Source organism: Pseudomonas sp. SWI36 (assembly GCF_002948105.1).
Lineage (GTDB): Bacteria > Pseudomonadota > Gammaproteobacteria > Pseudomonadales > Pseudomonadaceae > Aquipseudomonas > Aquipseudomonas alloputida.
Map to the genome: position 1 here is coordinate 5,835,459 of NZ_CP026675.1, position 16,225 is coordinate 5,851,683.

General features: G+C 62.9%; 12 protein-coding genes. 4 read left to right on the forward strand and 8 right to left on the reverse strand.

Features of this window, described 5'->3' with window-relative positions:
• The first annotated feature begins 21 nt into the window (after window positions 1–21).
• Entirely contained in the window at window positions 22–597 is a 576-nt protein-coding gene (gene mobA, locus C4Q27_RS27725; protein WP_104887719.1) for a molybdenum cofactor guanylyltransferase MobA, read from the forward strand.
• Window positions 598–1,427: 830 nt separating this feature from the next.
• Here mobA and C4Q27_RS27740 read toward each other — a convergent pair.
• From C4Q27_RS27740 to peaA, 5 genes are all read right to left on the reverse strand, one after another.
• The gene (locus C4Q27_RS27740; RefSeq protein WP_104887720.1) at window positions 1,428–3,101 is read right to left on the reverse strand and encodes a fatty acid CoA ligase family protein; all 1,674 of its coding nucleotides are present in this window, start codon (window positions 3,099–3,101) and stop codon (window positions 1,428–1,430) included.
• Window positions 3,102–3,241: 140 nt separating this feature from the next.
• Window positions 3,242–4,363, reverse strand: a complete 1,122-nt coding sequence (gene peaD, locus C4Q27_RS27745) for a quinohemoprotein amine dehydrogenase subunit beta (protein WP_014859935.1) — start codon at window positions 4,361–4,363, stop codon at window positions 3,242–3,244.
• 31 nt (window positions 4,364–4,394) lie between these two features.
• Window positions 4,395–4,718: a quinohemoprotein amine dehydrogenase subunit gamma gene (gene qhpC, locus C4Q27_RS27750; RefSeq protein WP_004375838.1), complete on the reverse strand. Its 324-nt coding sequence runs from the start codon at window positions 4,716–4,718 to the stop codon at window positions 4,395–4,397.
• Between the two features lies 1 nt (window position 4,719).
• Complete coding sequence (gene peaB, locus C4Q27_RS27755; RefSeq protein WP_064492342.1) at window positions 4,720–6,150, reverse strand: quinohemoprotein amine dehydrogenase maturation protein; 1,431 nt, start codon at window positions 6,148–6,150, stop codon at window positions 4,720–4,722.
• A gap of 48 nt (window positions 6,151–6,198) precedes the next feature.
• A complete protein-coding gene (peaA, locus tag C4Q27_RS27760) occupies window positions 6,199–7,764 on the reverse strand; it encodes a quinohemoprotein amine dehydrogenase subunit alpha (RefSeq protein WP_104887721.1) in 1,566 nt (521 codons plus the stop codon).
• A gap of 403 nt (window positions 7,765–8,167) precedes the next feature.
• Here peaA and C4Q27_RS27765 point away from each other — a divergent pair, with 403 nt between their 5' ends.
• The 3 genes from C4Q27_RS27765 to C4Q27_RS27775 all read left to right on the forward strand — a co-directional run bounded on the left by C4Q27_RS27765 (window position 8,168) and on the right by C4Q27_RS27775 (window position 12,460).
• On the forward strand, window positions 8,168–9,661 hold the full coding sequence (locus tag C4Q27_RS27765) for an aldehyde dehydrogenase (protein ID WP_020192690.1): 1,494 nt from the start codon (window positions 8,168–8,170) through the stop codon (window positions 9,659–9,661).
• 139 nt (window positions 9,662–9,800) lie between these two features.
• Window positions 9,801–11,114, forward strand: a complete 1,314-nt coding sequence (locus tag C4Q27_RS27770; RefSeq protein ID WP_104887722.1) for a hypothetical protein — start codon at window positions 9,801–9,803, stop codon at window positions 11,112–11,114.
• 389 nt (window positions 11,115–11,503) lie between these two features.
• Window positions 11,504–12,460 carry an RHS repeat-associated core domain-containing protein gene (locus C4Q27_RS27775; RefSeq protein WP_054888986.1) on the forward strand — a complete coding sequence of 319 codons (957 nt, stop codon included), beginning with the start codon at window positions 11,504–11,506 and terminating at the stop codon, window positions 12,458–12,460.
• A 58-nt stretch (window positions 12,461–12,518) separates the two neighbouring features.
• Here C4Q27_RS27775 and C4Q27_RS27780 read toward each other — a convergent pair whose 3' ends face one another.
• Genes C4Q27_RS27780 through C4Q27_RS27790 form a run of 3 tightly spaced genes read right to left on the reverse strand, consistent with a single transcriptional unit; the run spans window position 12,519 to window position 16,225 of the window.
• Window positions 12,519–13,832, reverse strand: a complete 1,314-nt coding sequence (locus tag C4Q27_RS27780; RefSeq protein ID WP_104887723.1) for an NAD(P)/FAD-dependent oxidoreductase — start codon at window positions 13,830–13,832, stop codon at window positions 12,519–12,521.
• Window positions 13,825–14,502, reverse strand: coding sequence for a S8 family serine peptidase (locus tag C4Q27_RS27785; protein WP_064493399.1), 678 nt, complete (start codon window positions 14,500–14,502; stop codon window positions 13,825–13,827). The genes C4Q27_RS27780 and C4Q27_RS27785 overlap by 8 nt, the downstream gene beginning before the upstream one ends.
• Entirely contained in the window at window positions 14,492–16,225 is a 1,734-nt protein-coding gene (locus C4Q27_RS27790) for an ABC transporter ATP-binding protein (protein ID WP_104887724.1), read from the reverse strand. The genes C4Q27_RS27785 and C4Q27_RS27790 overlap by 11 nt, the downstream gene beginning before the upstream one ends.

Consider the following 16,225-nt stretch of genomic DNA (forward strand, 5'->3'; position numbering starts at 1 on the left):
GACTGCCCGGAACCCTTTTTCATGCCTGACGCACTCCCCCCCTGCTCCATCCTCATTCTCGCCGGTGGCCGCGGCCAGCGCATGGGCGGCCGTGACAAGGGCCTGGTGGACTGGCAAGGCGAGCCGTTGATTGCACATGTTCATCGAGCGGTGCGGCCACTGAGCGACGACCTGGTGATTTCCTGCAATCGCAACCAGGCGGCATACCAGGCATACGCCGACCGGTTGGTGGGCGATGCAGAAGCCGACTTCCCCGGGCCGCTGGCGGGGGTGATTGCCGGGCTCAGGGTGGCACGTCATGCGTGGGTGGTGGTGCTGGCTTGCGATGCGCCGCTGGTTGATCGCGAATTGATCGAGGGCCTGCTGCGGTTGGCAGTGGCCGGAAACGGGGCGGCAATGGTGCGTCAGGGTGGTTTCTGGCAGCCGATGTTCAGCGTACTGCCCAAGCGGGTGTTGCCGGTGTTGGAGCAGGCCTGGGCAGCGGGTGAGCGGAGTTTGCAAAAGGCCTTGCTGCGCGAGGCGGTGCAAGGGCTGGAGTGCGCCGAGAGTGATCGCCGGCTAAGCAACTTCAACAGCCCGGAACGGCTGCAGGACTGAGGGCATGACACCGCCCTCACAGGTAATCCACAACACCTCAGGACTGTGGTGATCTTGTGGGAGCGGGCATGCCCGCGAAGAAATCACCGCGGTGGATGGCACCGGCTCTGCCGGTGTTCGCGGGTAAACCCGCTCCTACGACGGCCTGTGGTGATCTTGTGTGGGCATGCCCGCGAAGAAACCACCGCGGTGGATGGCACCGGCTCTGCCGGTGTTCGCGGGTAAACCCGCTCCTACGACGGACTGTGGTGATCTTGTGGGAGCGGGCATGCCCGCGAAGAAACCACCGCGGTGGATGGCACCGGCTCTGCCGGTGTTCGCGGGTAAACCCGCTCCTACGACGGCCTGTGGTGATCTTGTGGGAGCGGGCATGCCCGCGAAGAAACCACCGCGGTGGATGGCACCGGCTCTGCCGGTGTTCGCGGGTAAATCCGCTCCTACGACGGCCTGTGGTGATCTTGTGGGCCCGCGAAGAAACCACCGCGGTATGGCACCGGCTCTGCCGGTGTTCGCGGGTAAACCCGCTCCTACGACGGCCTGTGGTGATCTTGTGGGAGCGGGCATGCCCGCGAAGAAACCACCGCGGTGGATGGCACCGGCTCTGCCGGTGTTCGCGGGTAAACCCGCTCCTACGACGGCCTGTGTCCAACCACCGACCTGTGTCCACCCCGATCCAGCGTAGGAGCGGGTTTACCCGCGAATACGGTAGCGGCGGCAACAGTGAACGGCGGGTGGGGATTGGCCAGCAGGGCCGGCCCTTTCGCGAGTAAACCCGCTCCTACAGGCTACCGCGCACAAGGCTGTTGCTTTCACCTTGCGCGCGTAAAAGGTCATCTGGCAGACAGCTCTTCGACACTGATCTCGCGCATCCGGAATTTCTGCACCTTGCCCGTCACCGTCATCGGGAACTCGTCGACAAAACGGAAATACCGGGGCACCTTGAAGTGCGCAATCCGTGCCCTCGCCCACTCACGCAACTCTACCTCACTGACAGCATGCCCCGGGTGCAGCCGCACCCAGGCCACGATCTCTTCACCGTACTTGCTGCAGGGCACGCCAATCACCTGCACATCGGCCACCGCCGGGTGGGTGAAGAAGAACTCCTCCAGCTCGCGCGGGTAAATGTTCTCGCCGCCGCGAATGATCATGTCCTTGCTGCGCCCGACAATACGCACATAGCCCTGCTCGTCCATCACCGCCAGGTCGCCGGTGTGCATCCAGCCCTCTGCGTCGATGCTCTCGGCGGTGGCTTTGGGGTTGTTCCAGTAACCCAGCATCACGCTGTAGCCGCGGGTGCACAGTTCGCCGATCTCACCACGCGGGACAGTGTTGCCTTCAGCGTCCACCACCTTGCTCTCCAGCCGGGGCTGGGTGCGACCGACGCTGGTCACGCGACGCTCCAGGTCGTCAGCGGCACCGGTCTGCAAGGACACCGGGCTGGTCTCGGTCATGCCATAGGCAATCTGCACTTCGGCCATGTGCATCTCGCCAATCACCCGGCGCATCACCTCGATCGGGCAGGTCGCGCCGGCCATGATCCCGGTGCGCAGGCTCGACAGGTCGAATTCACCACGCTGCGGATGGTCCAGTTCGGCAATGAACATGGTCGGTACGCCATACAGCGCAGTGGCTTTTTCCTGCGCCACTGCGCGCAGCGTGGCCAGCGGGTCGAAGGCATCGCTGGGGTAAATCAGTGCGCTGCCGTGGGTCATGCAGCCAAGGTTGGCCATGACCATGCCAAAGCAGTGGTAAAGCGGCACCGGCACCACCAGCCGATCTTGCTCGGTAAGGCCCAGGCTTTCACCGACCATGTACCCGTTGTTGAGGATATTGCTGTGGCTAAGGGTGGCCCCCTTGGGGAAACCGGTGGTGCCTGAGGTGTACTGGATGTTGATCGGGTCGTCGCAACGCAATTGTGCCTGGCGTGCGGCCAGGGCCTCGCCGCTGACGGCCTCGGCACGGGCCTGCAATGCGTGCCAGGCCAGAACCCCCCGCGGTGGCGACAGCGCCAGGCTGACCACGCCACGCAGTTCGGGGAACCGCTCGCAGATCAGCGCACCCGGTTGGCTGCTGGCCAGGCCCGGGAGCAGGCCCTGCAGCATGGCGTGGTAATCGGAGGTCTTGAATGCGTCGGCACAGATCACCCAGCGGCAGCCGGACTGGCCAAGGGCATAGTCCAGTTCGCTGGAGCGGTAGGCCGGGTTGATGTTGACCAGGATCGCGCCGACCTTGGCGCTGGCGAACTGGGTAATGCACCACTCGGCGCAGTTGGGTGCCCAGATGCCAAGACGGTCACCGGGCTGCACGCCCAGGGCCATCAGCGCGCGGGCGTGCTGGTCGACGGCGTCGGCCAGTTGCCGCCACGTGTAGCGCAGGGCCTGATGGTGAACCACCAGCGCCTCACGGTCGGGGAAGCGGGCCACGGTGGCGTCGAAGGCGTCGCCGATGCATTGGGTCAGCAGGGGCTTGTCCTGGTTGCCCTGGGTGTAGCTTGGCTGGGGCATGGGCGTTCTCTTGTTGTTCTTGTGTTTTCTGTGCTGGCCTCTTCGCGGGTGAACCCGCTCCTACACAGGACGGCGCCACATTTGGGGCCTGTGGAGGTTTTCGTAGGCGCGGGTTTACCCGCGAAGAAGCACACACCGGTTTAGCGAACGAACACCTGCGGCGTCGTGGTAGACATGTCACCACCCGGCAACTTGATGTTCTTTACCTTTTCCAGCGTATCCGGGTTGAACACCGCCAGGTCATTGAAGGTGCCGCCCAGGTAAAGCTTGTCGCCCTTCTTGTCGAACGTCACGCAGTAGTAGGTGTGCTCCAGATTAGCCGCCTTGATCAGCTTGCGCTGTTTGATGTCGTACTTGGCCAGGCGGTTGAGCACGCCGTAGATCTGGTTCGGGTCCTTGGGCGAGCGCAGGCCGGTGAAGTACAGCTCGGTCAGGTCGGCGAACTCCTGGGTGTGGGTCTTACCGGTCTTCAGGTCGATGCTCAGGTAGCCATACAGCGGTTCGGCGGTGGCCGGGTCCTGCTTGTCATCCTTGAACCTGGCAATGGTGTACAGCATGGTGAACTCATGGCGCGGGCTCTGGTGCGGCCAGAAGTACAGCACGTCCGGGGCGCTGTAGCCTTTTCGGTTCCAGTTGCGCAGCGGCAGGGCTACCGAGTACTTGCCGGTCTTCACGTCCATCTTGTAAATGTCCGGCCCGGCAACGTACAGGCTGCCATCGTCGGAGGCGCGCATCAGGTACACCTGGCGCGGCATCGGGAAGGTGCGTACGGGCTTGGCCTGAAGGCCATCAGCGGTGCTGAACACCTCCAGCCGCGGTGGTTTGACCACGTAATGGTCGTTCAGCCTCTGGGTCGGGTTGACCGTGGCATACACCTCTTTGCCGTCTGGGCTGATGGCGAACGAATAGATCGACCGGCCGACTTCACCGGCTACGCTGGACAGGTTGGCGTGGAAGGTGTTCTTGCAAGTGTCCAGGTCGATGCCGTAGATGTCGCCGTAATGGTTGTTGAGTACGTAGGCGGTGCGGTTGTCCGGCGCCATCATTGCGGTGCCAGGGCCGAACTTGTCGGGCATCCGGCAGCTCTTGTAGACCGTGTCACTGGCCACATCGACCACATGCAGGTTGTTCGGGTAGTTGGTCACGATCATGTATTCGTGGCCAGCCTTGAGTGCCGGGCCAGTGTCGTCGGCCTGTGCCTGCCCGGCGCAAGCCATGGCGGCGATGGTGAGCGCCAATGGCGCGCAGCGTCCAGCTTTCATGCGGTTTCCCCTTGTCATTCTTGTTGGGCCGTCACTTGTCTTTCGGGAACACGGTGCCGAGGTTGCGCCAGTCCTCTGCCGAGTTGGACGCCTGGGCGTTCCAGTCCTGGTAGGTGCTCATCATGTCCGGCACCTGGGCCGGCCACCAGCAAGGGTCGGAACAACCATAAAGGTCAGCTTCCATCGGCTGGCACAGCGAGCTCACGCCGCCAAAGGCGTCCACCTCCCAGCCCGGGTCGGTAGTGGCCGTGCAGCCTGCCACCGCGCTCATTGCCATCACTTCTTCGACACGGTCTTCGGCGGCGGCCTGCTCCAGGATGCGCGCCTTGTTGTTCAGGGGCTTCAAGTGCTTCATGTCAATGCGCCTTCCGCGGGGTGATGTAGCGATCGATGAAGGCCGGGTTGGCGGCCATGATGCGGCTGTAGACTTCAATACCGAAGTCCACCCAGTCGCGCATCAGTTCGCAGTAGTGATAGGTCGGGTGCTGCGGGTCGCCGTAGCGCGCATAGCTTTCGTGATAGCAGCCGCCGGAGCACAGGTTGCGGATGCGACAGCTTTCACAGCCGGTGTTGCTGCGGTCCAGGCGCTGCGACAGGAAGTCGTTGAGCTGCGCCTGCTTCACGCCCTGGTGCACGTTACCGAAGGTGGGCAGGCTGGAGCCGGTGAAGCGGTGGCACAGGTTCAGCTCACCTTCGTGGTCCACTGCCAGCATCTTCAACCCGGCGCCACACGGCAGGGCCTTCTTGTGGCCTTCGTGGATGTCGGTGATCAACTGATGCAAGTTGGAGAACCCGATGTTGCGGTGCTCGAGTGCCGCCTCCAGGTAGCGCCGGCCGAGGGCCTTCATGTTGGCGAAGACCTGCACCAGCTCTTCGCCAGTAAGGTTGAAGTCGGCCATGTCGCCAGAGGTAACCGGGGCAAAGCCGACCTCGGCGAAACCCATTTCGTTGAACAGGTGGTTCCAGATGGTTTCAACGTCGGTAATGCCACGGGTCAGCGTGACCCGCGCGCCCACCGGCCGGCTGGTGTAGCGTGACAGCAGCAGGTCGGCCTTGCGCCGCACCACGTCATAGGTGCCCTGCCCGCCCACGGTGATACGGTTGCGGTCGTGCACGGTCTTGGGGCCATCGATGCTGATCGACAGGCCAAAGCGGTGGGCGTTGAGCCAATCGATGATTTCTTCGGTCAGCAAGGTAGCGTTGGTGGTCATGATGAACTCCACCTGCTTACCCGCCTCGGCGAACCGCCGCTCGCAGTAAGCCACCATGTGCTCGATCAACGGCCGGTTGGACAGCGGTTCGCCACCGAAGAACACCACGCTATAGCGCTGCTCGTTGGGTGACTCCTTGAGCAGCATCTCCACCGAGGCTTCGGCGGTGGCGGTACTCATCTTCTTGCCGGCGGAAGGCTTGTCCAGGTCTTCCTTGTAGCAATAGGTGCAGCTGAGGTTGCAACCGGTGTTGACGTTGAGCACCACGGTGTTGAGCGCGGTGCGCTCGACTTGCCTGAGGGCGATTTCCGGGGTCAGCGGCGAGCCGTCGCTGACCAGCTCCAGCGCGATCAGCTCGCGCAGGGTGTCCTGGATATCCTCGCCGGCAAACTGCTGGCCAAGGCGCTGCATCAGCTCCTCGGCCGAGCAGCCTTGCTGGCGCAAGGTGTCGATGATGCCGCCGGTCACCGCGTCAGCGGTGAACAGCGAACTGCTGGGGATATGGAACAGCATGCGGTCGGCATCAACCTGTACTTCGTGCAGGTTGCGTTCGACCAGGTTCAGTAGTACGCCCATGGCGACCTCCCGATAATCGATCCGTTGGAAAACCGTTGCAGCCTGCCGTTACGGCAGCGGCGGGTTATTCCAGCGCTGTACGGTGACGATCATGTGCCCTTCGCCGGTCTGGCCACCGTCGGCCAGTGTGGCGATGACCTTCAGGTTACCGGCGTTGTTGGTCATCATCTTGCGCTCAGGGTTGGGCCCGGCACCGCCTGGCACGAACACACCGTCAGCCTGCATCTGCCCGGCGAACTTGACGTCTTCATCCTCGACAGCACGCTCGTTGAACGGCTCGACCTTCCAGCTGGCCGGCAGGTAGCCGATACGCAGCGGCTGGCCATTGGCATCCTTGCCCCAGGCTTCGGCCTCGAAACGCCCCTGCACTTTCGGCACGGAGGCACCGTTCTCGCCAATGCGCGCGATGGAGAACGCCGGCACGACCTTCACTTCGTCGACCTTGTCGTAAACCGCCAGGTTCACGCCCTTGAGCGCACCTACCGCCACCTCGCGCAGCCCTGGCCTGGCATCGGCCGCGGCGCGGGCCTTGACCCTTACCAGGGTCGGGGTCTGCTCCAGCACTTCGGTCACTTCCACCCCGGCGCCCAGGTCCGGCTTGCCAGTCAGGCCGCTGCCAACCAGGGTGATTTCGCTTTCGCCTCCGGCTTTGATGAACGCCGGTTGTACCGCCAGCAACTGCGCCTTGCCTTCTTTTACGGCGCTGAAGTCCAGGCCGCGCTCATCGTGATCGGCTTCGAACATACGGCCTTTCATTTCGCCATCCAGCGCGGCGAACACCTGGCGCAGGTTGGCATCGCCAACCTTCACATTGCCCCGCCATTCATAACCGTTGTACAGGATGGCCGAGCCGCTGCCGTTGAACGGTGTACCGTCGGCGTAAGCGCCCTTGACCTCGACCTTGAAGGTATCGCCCTCTCCGGCCGTGACGCTCATCACCCCACGTACATCGCCCTTGGCCAGCATATGACCGCTGAATGCCCACTGCCCCTGCAGTACGTCCGCCTTGGGTTTGGCCTTCTGCCATTCGGCCCAGGCCGCGCTGTCCATCGGGAAGCGCTTGGCAAGGTCCGGCACCACTTGCTGCAGGGCGATCGGCAGCCAGTCGCGGTCACGCGCCTGGGCCTGGTATTCAAGGGACGGCCATTGGCCAAGGTGGAAGTGGACCAAGTGTTCCCACTCCTTGGCCGGGCGCCGTTGCAAGGCGACACGGGCACCCGAGTGGCAACGGCCACAGGTCTCGCTGAGCTGGGTGTCGAAGTGCTCGACGGTATTGAGCCGACGCTCCATGGCGTAACGCACGCCATCGGTTTCGCTGGGCGCCAGGCCCTGTTTGTCGGCCAGGTATTTGACCAGCGTGCGACGATCGTCATCGCTGATCTGAAGGCCATGCATCACCTGCATGCGGGCGATGCTCATCAGCCAGCCTTCCGGTGTCTTGCGCTGGTGGCTGATGCGGCTATAGGCGTCGTTGCCTTCGGGGATATGGCACCCCATGCACTTGTTCTGCAACAGGCTCGGGCCCTGCTCGGCCGCCATGGCCTGGGTGCTCAGCAGCGCGGCGGCGACCAGCGCCAGTTTGCCCGCATGCCGCCGGAGTCGAGTCGTCTTCAAGGTCAGACCTCCACGGTTGTTGTTCTTATCGTTTTCGCACGCTTTGGTACAGCAGGTGTGCATGTGACGGTTGTGATACAGGAACTGTGCCAGTTAGGGTAAAAGCGTTTCCTTTCAACCCTTTAAGCGGTTTTCGTGGCTTGGCCAGGAGCCGGGATGGCCATTTGCAGCGTGCCATTTCGCGACAGGGTGTTTCATGTTGAGACAGGGCCCGCGAAGAGGCCGAACAGCCACTGTTTCACCACCGTCTCACACCGTCTCAATGTGCAACAGCGCAACCTGGCAATCGCAGCCTTGCGCTCAGGCAAAAACCAACGCCCACAATGCTTTGCGGCCATCTGCCCAGGTTGGCACGGCCATTGCGCCAGTGCCCGTCACATCCAATGACAAGAGGCACAGCCCCATGCTTTCCGAACTGCCCATCCTGCCCGCCACCCGCGCCTTTCTCGAACGCAAGCTGAAGATGCGCATCGGTGCCGACTGGCAGGACGCCGCCAGCGGTCGCACCCTGTCGTTCCGCAACCCGGCCACCGGCGAAGTGCTGGGTGAAGTGCCGGCCGCCGAGGCCGAAGATGTCGACCGCGCCGTGCGCGCTGCACGCCAGGCCTTCGACGACTCGCCCTGGAGCCGCATGCGCCCACGCGAGCGGCAGAACCTGCTGTGGCGCCTGGCCGACCTGATGGAGCGCGATGCGCGTCAGCTGGCCGAACTGGAATGCCTGAACAATGGCAAGAGCGCCGCCGTGGCCCAGGTGATGGACGTGCAACTGGCCATCGACTTCCTGCGCTATATGGCGGGCTGGGCCACCAAGATCGAGGGTAGCACCGTCGAAGCGTCCATGCCGTTGATGCCCAACGACCAGTTCCACGGCTTCGTACGCCGCGAGGCAGTGGGCGTGGTTGGCGCCATCGTCGCCTGGAACTTCCCACTGCTGCTGGCCTGCTGGAAGCTCGGCCCGGCACTGGCCACCGGCTGCACCGTGGTGCTCAAGCCTGCCGATGAAACCCCACTGAGCGTGCTCAAGCTGGCCGAGCTGGTCGACGAGGCCGGCTACCCGGCCGGCGTGTTCAACGTGGTTACCGGTACCGGCCTGAACGCCGGCGCCGCGCTCAGCCGCCACCCCGGCGTAGACAAACTGACCTTCACCGGCTCCACCGAGGTCGGCAAGCTGATCGGCAAGGCGGCCATGGACAACATGACCCGCGTCACCCTGGAACTGGGCGGCAAGTCGCCGACCATCGTCATGCCCGACGCCAACCTGCAGGAAGCCGCAGCCGGTGCGGCCACGGCGATCTTCTTCAACCAGGGCCAGGTGTGCTGCGCAGGCTCGCGGCTGTATGTGCACCGCAAGCACTTCGACAATGTGGTGGCCGACATCGCCGGAATTGCCAATGCCATGAAGCTGGGCAACGGGCTGGACCCGGCGGTGCAGATGGGCCCGCTGATTTCAGCCAAGCAGCAGGACCGCGTCACCGGCTACATCGAGCTCGGCCGCGAATTGGGCGCCACCATCGCCTGCGGGGGGGAAGGTTTCGGGCCTGGTTACTTCGTCAAGCCGACGGTGATTGTCGATGTGGACCAGCGTCACCGTCTGGTACAGGAAGAAATATTCGGGCCGGTGCTGGTGGCGATGCCATTCGATGACATCGACGAAGTGATCGGCATGGCCAACGACAATCCCTACGGCCTGGGTGCAAGTATCTGGTCCAACGACCTGGCCGCTGTGCACCGCATGATCCCGCGCATCAAGTCCGGCTCGGTGTGGGTCAACTGCCACAGCGCGCTGGACCCGGCGCTGCCGTTTGGTGGCTACAAGATGTCTGGCGTTGGTCGTGAGATGGGTTCAGCGGCCATCGAGCATTACACAGAGCTGAAATCGGTGTTGATCAAGCTCTGATCCTTTTTCCTGTACCGGCCTCTTCGCGGGTAAACCCGCTCCTACACCAGGTACCACATACCCTGTAGGAGCGGGTTCACCCGCGAAGAGGCCGGCACAGGCAACAAAAAAACAACAATAAAAACCATGGAGCAACCCCATGAGGCACACACTCGCCTGCACATTGGCCCTGCTGTTAACCGCCCCCGCCAGCCAAGCCTACGAGCTGTACAACCACGATGGCACCACCCTCAACGCCAACCTCGAAGCCCTGTTCGGCGTCTTCCACAGCGACGAAAGCTTCAACCAGGCCGGCAACCGCCAACCCGGCAGCACCGCCTGGCAGGAAGGCTACGTAAAATACGGCCTCAGCGGCAGCCAGACCCTGGCCGATAGCGGCACCCTCTACGGCGCCTTCAGCCTGCTCAGTTCCGCCACCTGGGGCGATGGCGACGCCGCCGGCCTGACCCTGGGTGACGAACGTCGCACCGCCATCGAAGACCTGTATTTGGGCTGGCGCTCGGCCAACCTGTTTCCGGCGCTGGGCGAAGATGGCGTCGACATTTCCGGTGGCCGCCAGGTCGTCACCCTGGGTGATGGTTTCCTGATCCAGGGTGACCCGGTCAACCTGGGCAAGGTCGACCTGGGGGCCAACTTCGACCGCGGCGGTGCCTACTACCTGGCCGCACGCAAGGCCTTCGACCGCACCGCCGTGCTGCGCATGGGCGGCAACCAGGGCTGGCGCAGCGACCTGATGTGGTTGAAGTCCGACAACCATTACCAGGCCGACACTTCCCTGGCGGTAGCCAACCTGGAGCACGTCGCCGATACCGGTACCGTCGGCCTGAGCTGGATCCGCGGCCTCGACGTGGACCAGCGCTACGCGCAGATCATGGGCCTGGAGCACCGCGACGGCATGGACACCGCCAGCCTGCGCGGGCGCGGCAACCTGGGCGTGAAAGACCTGGAGCTGGCCGCCGAGTACGTGACTCAGGACAAGACCGGCGGGCGCGAGAATGCCTGGTACCTGGAGGGCAACTGGACCTTCTCCCAACTGCCCTGGTCACCCACCGCCACCTACCGCTACAGCCGCTTCTCCGAAGGCTTCGACCCGCTGTTCTATGGCCTGAGCCGGGGCTACGGCACCTGGTTCCAGGGTGAAGTGGCAGCCAACTATGCCGGGCCGTTCAACAAGAACAGCCAAGTGCACCATGTAGCGCTGAAGGGCAAGCCACGGGACAACCTGACCGTCGGCGCACTGTACTTCGACTTCGACACGCTGGACACCGACCAGGGCAACCTTGGCGGGCGCGAGCTGGACCTGTATGTGGAATGGATGGTCAACGACCACCTGCTGATCAGCCCGGTGGTTGGTTTCTACAAGCCGGAGCGCAGTGCGGCCAATGGCGGTACGCAGTTGGGCGGGCGGGATACCGGGACTTACCTGCAATTGATTGTCGGGACCTTTTTCTGATTAGAAATCCCGGGCCGCTTTGCGGCCCATCAGCACATCTGCCAAACCAGGCGCTCAAGCGTAATGGCTCGCCAATTTTTTGCTCATACTTTTCATCTTGCAGTACCTGACCGGCACACCGCGAGGAAGCCCCCCATATATTGGGTAATACGCTCGTGGTCCGCCTTGTCGCGCCCAGACTTTAATATCTTCGGGCAATGTAGGTAGCAATTTAACACTCGACAATCAACCGGGGTGAATGTATTGATCGAGCCACGAACGAGTGGGGTCTGAGCTTCAGCAAGCAATGCCTCCATAGACCCTGTCAATTTTGCCAGTAGCTTCTTGTCTCTCAAGCTGCACATCATTCATCTCCCATGGATGATTTTCTGAGAGAACCGGAGATTGACATGAGATTTTTTTATCAAGGCGCACATCAACATAGCTGCATCGAGAAAACCACTGCCCGTACAGCTTTTCGCCAGGGCGAGCAACTGCTCGCACTGCAGCAATCAGGTTTGCTGCCGCGTACATCGTTAATGCCAACAGACGTGGCCAACTCCGTTTTTGAACATGAACGCAGAGCTATCGCCTATTCCCCTTATGGCCATGACGGACTGAAAAACCCCATCCATTTCGGATTCAAAGGAGAATACCGCGATACACTCACGGGAAATTATCTTCTGGGCAACGGCTACAGGCTATACAATCCGGTTATTATGCGATTCCAAAGTCCCGATCATGATGCTCCATTCGATCGGGGTGGAATTAATGCCTATACCTACGTGTTGGGCGACCCCATAAACTTACGAGACCCTTCTGGGCATCAACCCATCGGTATCGGAAAAATAGCCTTTAGCTATGAAGGCTGGGCTGCGAGGTTGGATGATCTTGCAGTTTTCTGGACCTCGGACCTGTCAAGTCCCACCGGGCTCGTCTTGAACATCTACGGGCATGGAGCACCAGGAAAAATTCAGATGAGTCGGGGTAACCTGATATCGGGTACCAAGATGCTAGCGGCCCTCAACGATGAGCTGGGCATCGATGCTTCCCAACAACCCATCCATCTAATCTCCTGTTACTCTGCAAACCGTCCTCATGGCGGTGGACTTTCGATGATGGAACAACTCATGAACAAGACTCAATCATCTGTGACGGGATATCAGGGCCCCGTACACGTCCGTGAGGTGTATACCCCTGACCGCTATGAAATCGAAATTGTCGAGTCCAACACTTTCAAGCCAGGCTCAGAAAACCATAAGAAATTTCTCTACCATCCGGTGACAATTTCTCCAGGCAATACGGAGGCCTTAGCTCTTCATCCCAGGGATAATTACTCATTAAGCAATAACATCAGACGGCTGTAAGAGTGAACGTGCCCCCCCCATGACCCAAACCTCAAGTGCGGTGTCCAGTAGGGCTGATTTACCGCCTCCTGGTCTCAAACCAAGCCAACCCCTGCTCCCTTAGCCACCGCCGCACGCTCCTCTGCTGTTCACCCGCAAGCCCCGACAATACCGCCTCAACAGGCCGCCCACTGCGTATTTGTCGCACCACCGGCGCCAGTTCCACCCCCTGCAAATGCCACACCCCCAACGGCTGATCCGCTGTCACCACCACCTCGGCCGCATCCACCAGCCCATCACGCAGCACCGGCCGCCGCTCAACCCGCACCGCTTGCCAATCAGCCGCCTGATGCAGGGGTTGCGCATCCGGCCAACCCTGGCGCCGGGCCCAGAACGGTTGCCCCACCCGGCTTTGTTCCTGGGCATAGAAGTCCCGGCCAATGCGGGCAAAACGCAAGAACAGCTGCTCGACCCGCTGCTGGTGAAACTGCCGCGCCAATTCGGCCCGCTCAGGCCTGCGCAGCAACGTATTGATCACCACCGGCGCCTGCAATGCCGAAGAGAGCGACTGAAAAATCCCGTTGCCCGACAGCGGGTCAACGGCCATGGCAGCATCCCCCACCCGGATCCAGTCCTGCCCGACACATTCACCCGCCAGAATGGCGGTACTGCTACGTGCATGCACCTGTGCCGGTATCAATGCCTGACCGTCGAACAGCTCGGCTACCAACGCGCTGCGGCCCCGCAACGCCACGCAGTAAGCTGCCAACCCAGCTTTCCCCGGCAGCCCGGCAGCCTCCTGGGTGACTTGCCAGTAACAGCGGCCATCTTCCAGCCGTGCCATCCACGCCCAGCCATCCTCCAGGCTCTCCACCGCCGACGCAGGCGCACCGGGGCTACCCTGCCAGACATTGAGCAGGCTGACCGTTTCCGGCCCACGCAGGCGGTCTGCGGCCAGGGGCGCCTGGCGGCCTCGGGCCTCAACCAGGAAATCAGCGGTCAGCACCTGCCCATCGTCCAGGCGCACATGATGACCGCCCCCCTGCACGACCTCACGCACCCGCCCCTCGACCACACTCACGCCTGCGCGCTGAAGGTCTTCGCGCAGCGCCTGGTCAAAACGTTGCCGGTCGAGCAAAAACTCCTGGTTCATCTGCAGATGCTGGCCGTTCCAGTGCACCTGGCGGGTGGTCGGCATGGCCGCCTGGCTCAAGGCCCCGCCAAGGCCTGCGTACCGCAAGCCCTCCAGCACCCGCTGCGAAACACCTTCAACTGCCGCGAAACGGCGCCACTCCGACACCACCGTCACGGTGTAACCCAGCCGCCGCAAGCCAATGGCCGTGGCGGCACCCGCAGGGCCGGCGCCCAGCACCACAATGCGCGGCTCAACCATGGCTGGGACCCCGTCGCTCGGGCCCGTTGAAGGCCGCATGCTCACGCAACCAGTCATGCACCTGCTGGCGGTCCATCCCCTGGGCATCACGCAGCAAGGCGGCAATCTTGCCGCTCAACGCCGCACAACCCAGGCTCGCACCCGCCCGCTCACCCGCGCCCACGTAAGCGCCAAAATCCGCCTGTCGCGTACCCAGCCACGACCATTGGCCCGGTGCACAGCGGGCATCGCCAGTGACCCGAATGACGCCTGGGTAGCTCGCCGGGAACACCGGCCCACCCTGTGCCGGGCTGGATGCACACAACAGCACACCTGCGGCCAAAGCCTCGGCACAGGCCTGGTGCAATACAGGCCGGTCCTGCTGCAAGCCCAGGCTGAGGTTGACCAGCGAGGCCCCCGACTCCACCAGCCACAGCAATGCGGCAGCCACCTGCAACGCACTGGTGCTGGCCTGGGCACTGAACACCTGGGCCACCAACACAGACACAGGACCAGCCTGGTGTTGCAAGCTGGCGTACACCGCACTGCCGTGCCCAAGTTGGTCGGGGAGCATTTCACCTTCGCGCAACTGGCCGTCTTCCAGCCAGAAACGGCGGGCGTCCAGCAAGCCGTTGGCCTGCTCCGGCGAGCAACCGCTGTCGATGATGCCAACGCGCACGTCAGTGCCCATGTTTGATCACCTCCTGCGCCAGTACCTGCAACTGGCCGTCATGCAGTTGCAGATGCAGGTCGGCATCGGCCAGGGTCGAAGCCCGGTGGCTGATCAGGATGCGCGTGCGGCCGGCGAACAGCTGGTCGATGGCCGCGATCACTTCACGTTCGGTGGCCTCATCCACCGCCGAAGTGGCCTCGTCCAGCACCAGAATCGCCGGGGCCTGCAACACTGCACGAGCAATGGCGATGCGTTGTTTCTGGCCCCCGGACAACTGCTGGCCGCGCTCGCCCAGCAAGCCATCCAGGCCCAGCGGCAGGCTGTCGACCAGGCTGTCCAGCCGCGCCAGGCGCACCACCCGTTCCAGTTCATCACGGCTGGCCTCGGGCACGCCATAAGCCAGGTTCTGCGCCAGGGTGCCACGGAACAGCACGATGTCCTGGCTGACCACGGCGATTCGCCTGCGCAGCGCAGCCAGGTCAAGGTCGCGCAGGTCGACACCGTCCAGCAGGATGCGCCCGGCGTCCGGGTCGTAGAAGCGCTGCAGCAGGTCGATCAGGGTTGACTTGCCCACCCCGGAGGCACCGCTGATGGCGACTTTCAGGCCACCCGGGATGCTCACCTGCACGTTGTTCAGTACCGCACCCTGACGCCCCTCATGGGCAAAGCTCAGCGCCTCTAGGCGCAACTCGCCGGGGCCATTGGGGATGGGCTGCGGGTTGGCGGTCTGATGTACCGCTACCGCTTCCTGCTTCAATTCCATCACCCTTCCCAGGCTGACAGCCATGCGCTGCACCGCCACGTACAAGCCCAACAGGCTCTGCACCGGCCCAACCGCCATGCCCATGTAAGTAGAAAAAGCGATCAACGCGCCCAGTTGCCAGGTGCCCTGGATCACCCACCAGCCTCCGACCAGGAACGCACAGGCGCGGCACCACGAGGTGAGCGTGCCGGGGATGGCCTGGGTGAAGAATTCGGTCACCTGCACCTTCAGCAGCTGACGCATGTAACCTTGCCCAAGCTGGTCCAGGCGCCCTGCTTCCCGGCCTTGCTGGCCGGCCGCCTGAATGAACTTCATCGCCGGCAGGGTCTCGACCAGGAAAGACGACACATCCGCCGAGCGCTCACGCAAGTTGCGCACTTCGCGCTCCACCTTGCGCCGCATCCAGCGCAGCCACAGCACCTCGATCGGCACCAGCAGCACCAGCAACAGGGACAACTGCCACGACAGCATCAGCATCAACGTCACCGCGCCCACCAGGCCGATCACTGCCGACACCGCCGAGAACAGCGAGTCCACGGCAAAGCGCTGGATCTCTGCCACATCGCCATCCAGCCGCGAAAGAATGTCGCCGATACGCCGCCGCCCGTAAAAGGTCGGCGACAACTGCTGCAGATGGCGGTAAAGGTCGTCGCGCAAGGCGAACAGGATGCGCCCCGACAGGCGCGTATGCAGGTAGCGGTTGACGCCAGCCAGCACCGTGCCCAGCAGGCCCGCGCCGATCATGATTGCCGCCATGTGCCAAAGCGTTTGGTAATCCTTGGCCAGCAGCCCCTCATCGATCAGGGTCTTGACCAGCCAGGGTTGCGCCAGCGCCAGCAGCGATGCACCTAGCGACAAGCTGAGCAACAGGCCGATGGCATGCCGATGGGGGCGCACGAAACCATACAGCCAGGCCAACGCCTGGCGCATGAGTACGGGGTCGCTGGAATCCACCAGCCTTGCGAACAGGCCGCCCAC

Coding starts and splice junctions, on each gene's coding strand:
- peaD (WP_014859935.1), bottom strand. CDS start 4,363: ATGAAAGCTGGACGCTGCGCGCCATTGGCGCTCACCATCGCCGCCATG.
- qhpC (WP_004375838.1), bottom strand. CDS start 4,718: ATGAAGCACTTGAAGCCCCTGAACAACAAGGCGCGCATCCTGGAGCAG.
- peaB (WP_064492342.1), bottom strand. CDS start 6,150: ATGGGCGTACTACTGAACCTGGTCGAACGCAACCTGCACGAAGTACAG.
- C4Q27_RS27740 (WP_104887720.1), bottom strand. CDS start 3,101: ATGCCCCAGCCAAGCTACACCCAGGGCAACCAGGACAAGCCCCTGCTG.
- C4Q27_RS27780 (WP_104887723.1), bottom strand. CDS start 13,832: ATGGTTGAGCCGCGCATTGTGGTGCTGGGCGCCGGCCCTGCGGGTGCC.
- mobA (WP_104887719.1), top strand. CDS start 22: ATGCCTGACGCACTCCCCCCCTGCTCCATCCTCATTCTCGCCGGTGGC.
- C4Q27_RS27785 (WP_064493399.1), bottom strand. CDS start 14,502: ATGGGCACTGACGTGCGCGTTGGCATCATCGACAGCGGTTGCTCGCCG.
- C4Q27_RS27765 (WP_020192690.1), top strand. CDS start 8,168: ATGCTTTCCGAACTGCCCATCCTGCCCGCCACCCGCGCCTTTCTCGAA.
- C4Q27_RS27770 (WP_104887722.1), top strand. CDS start 9,801: ATGAGGCACACACTCGCCTGCACATTGGCCCTGCTGTTAACCGCCCCC.
- C4Q27_RS27775 (WP_054888986.1), top strand. CDS start 11,504: ATGAGATTTTTTTATCAAGGCGCACATCAACATAGCTGCATCGAGAAA.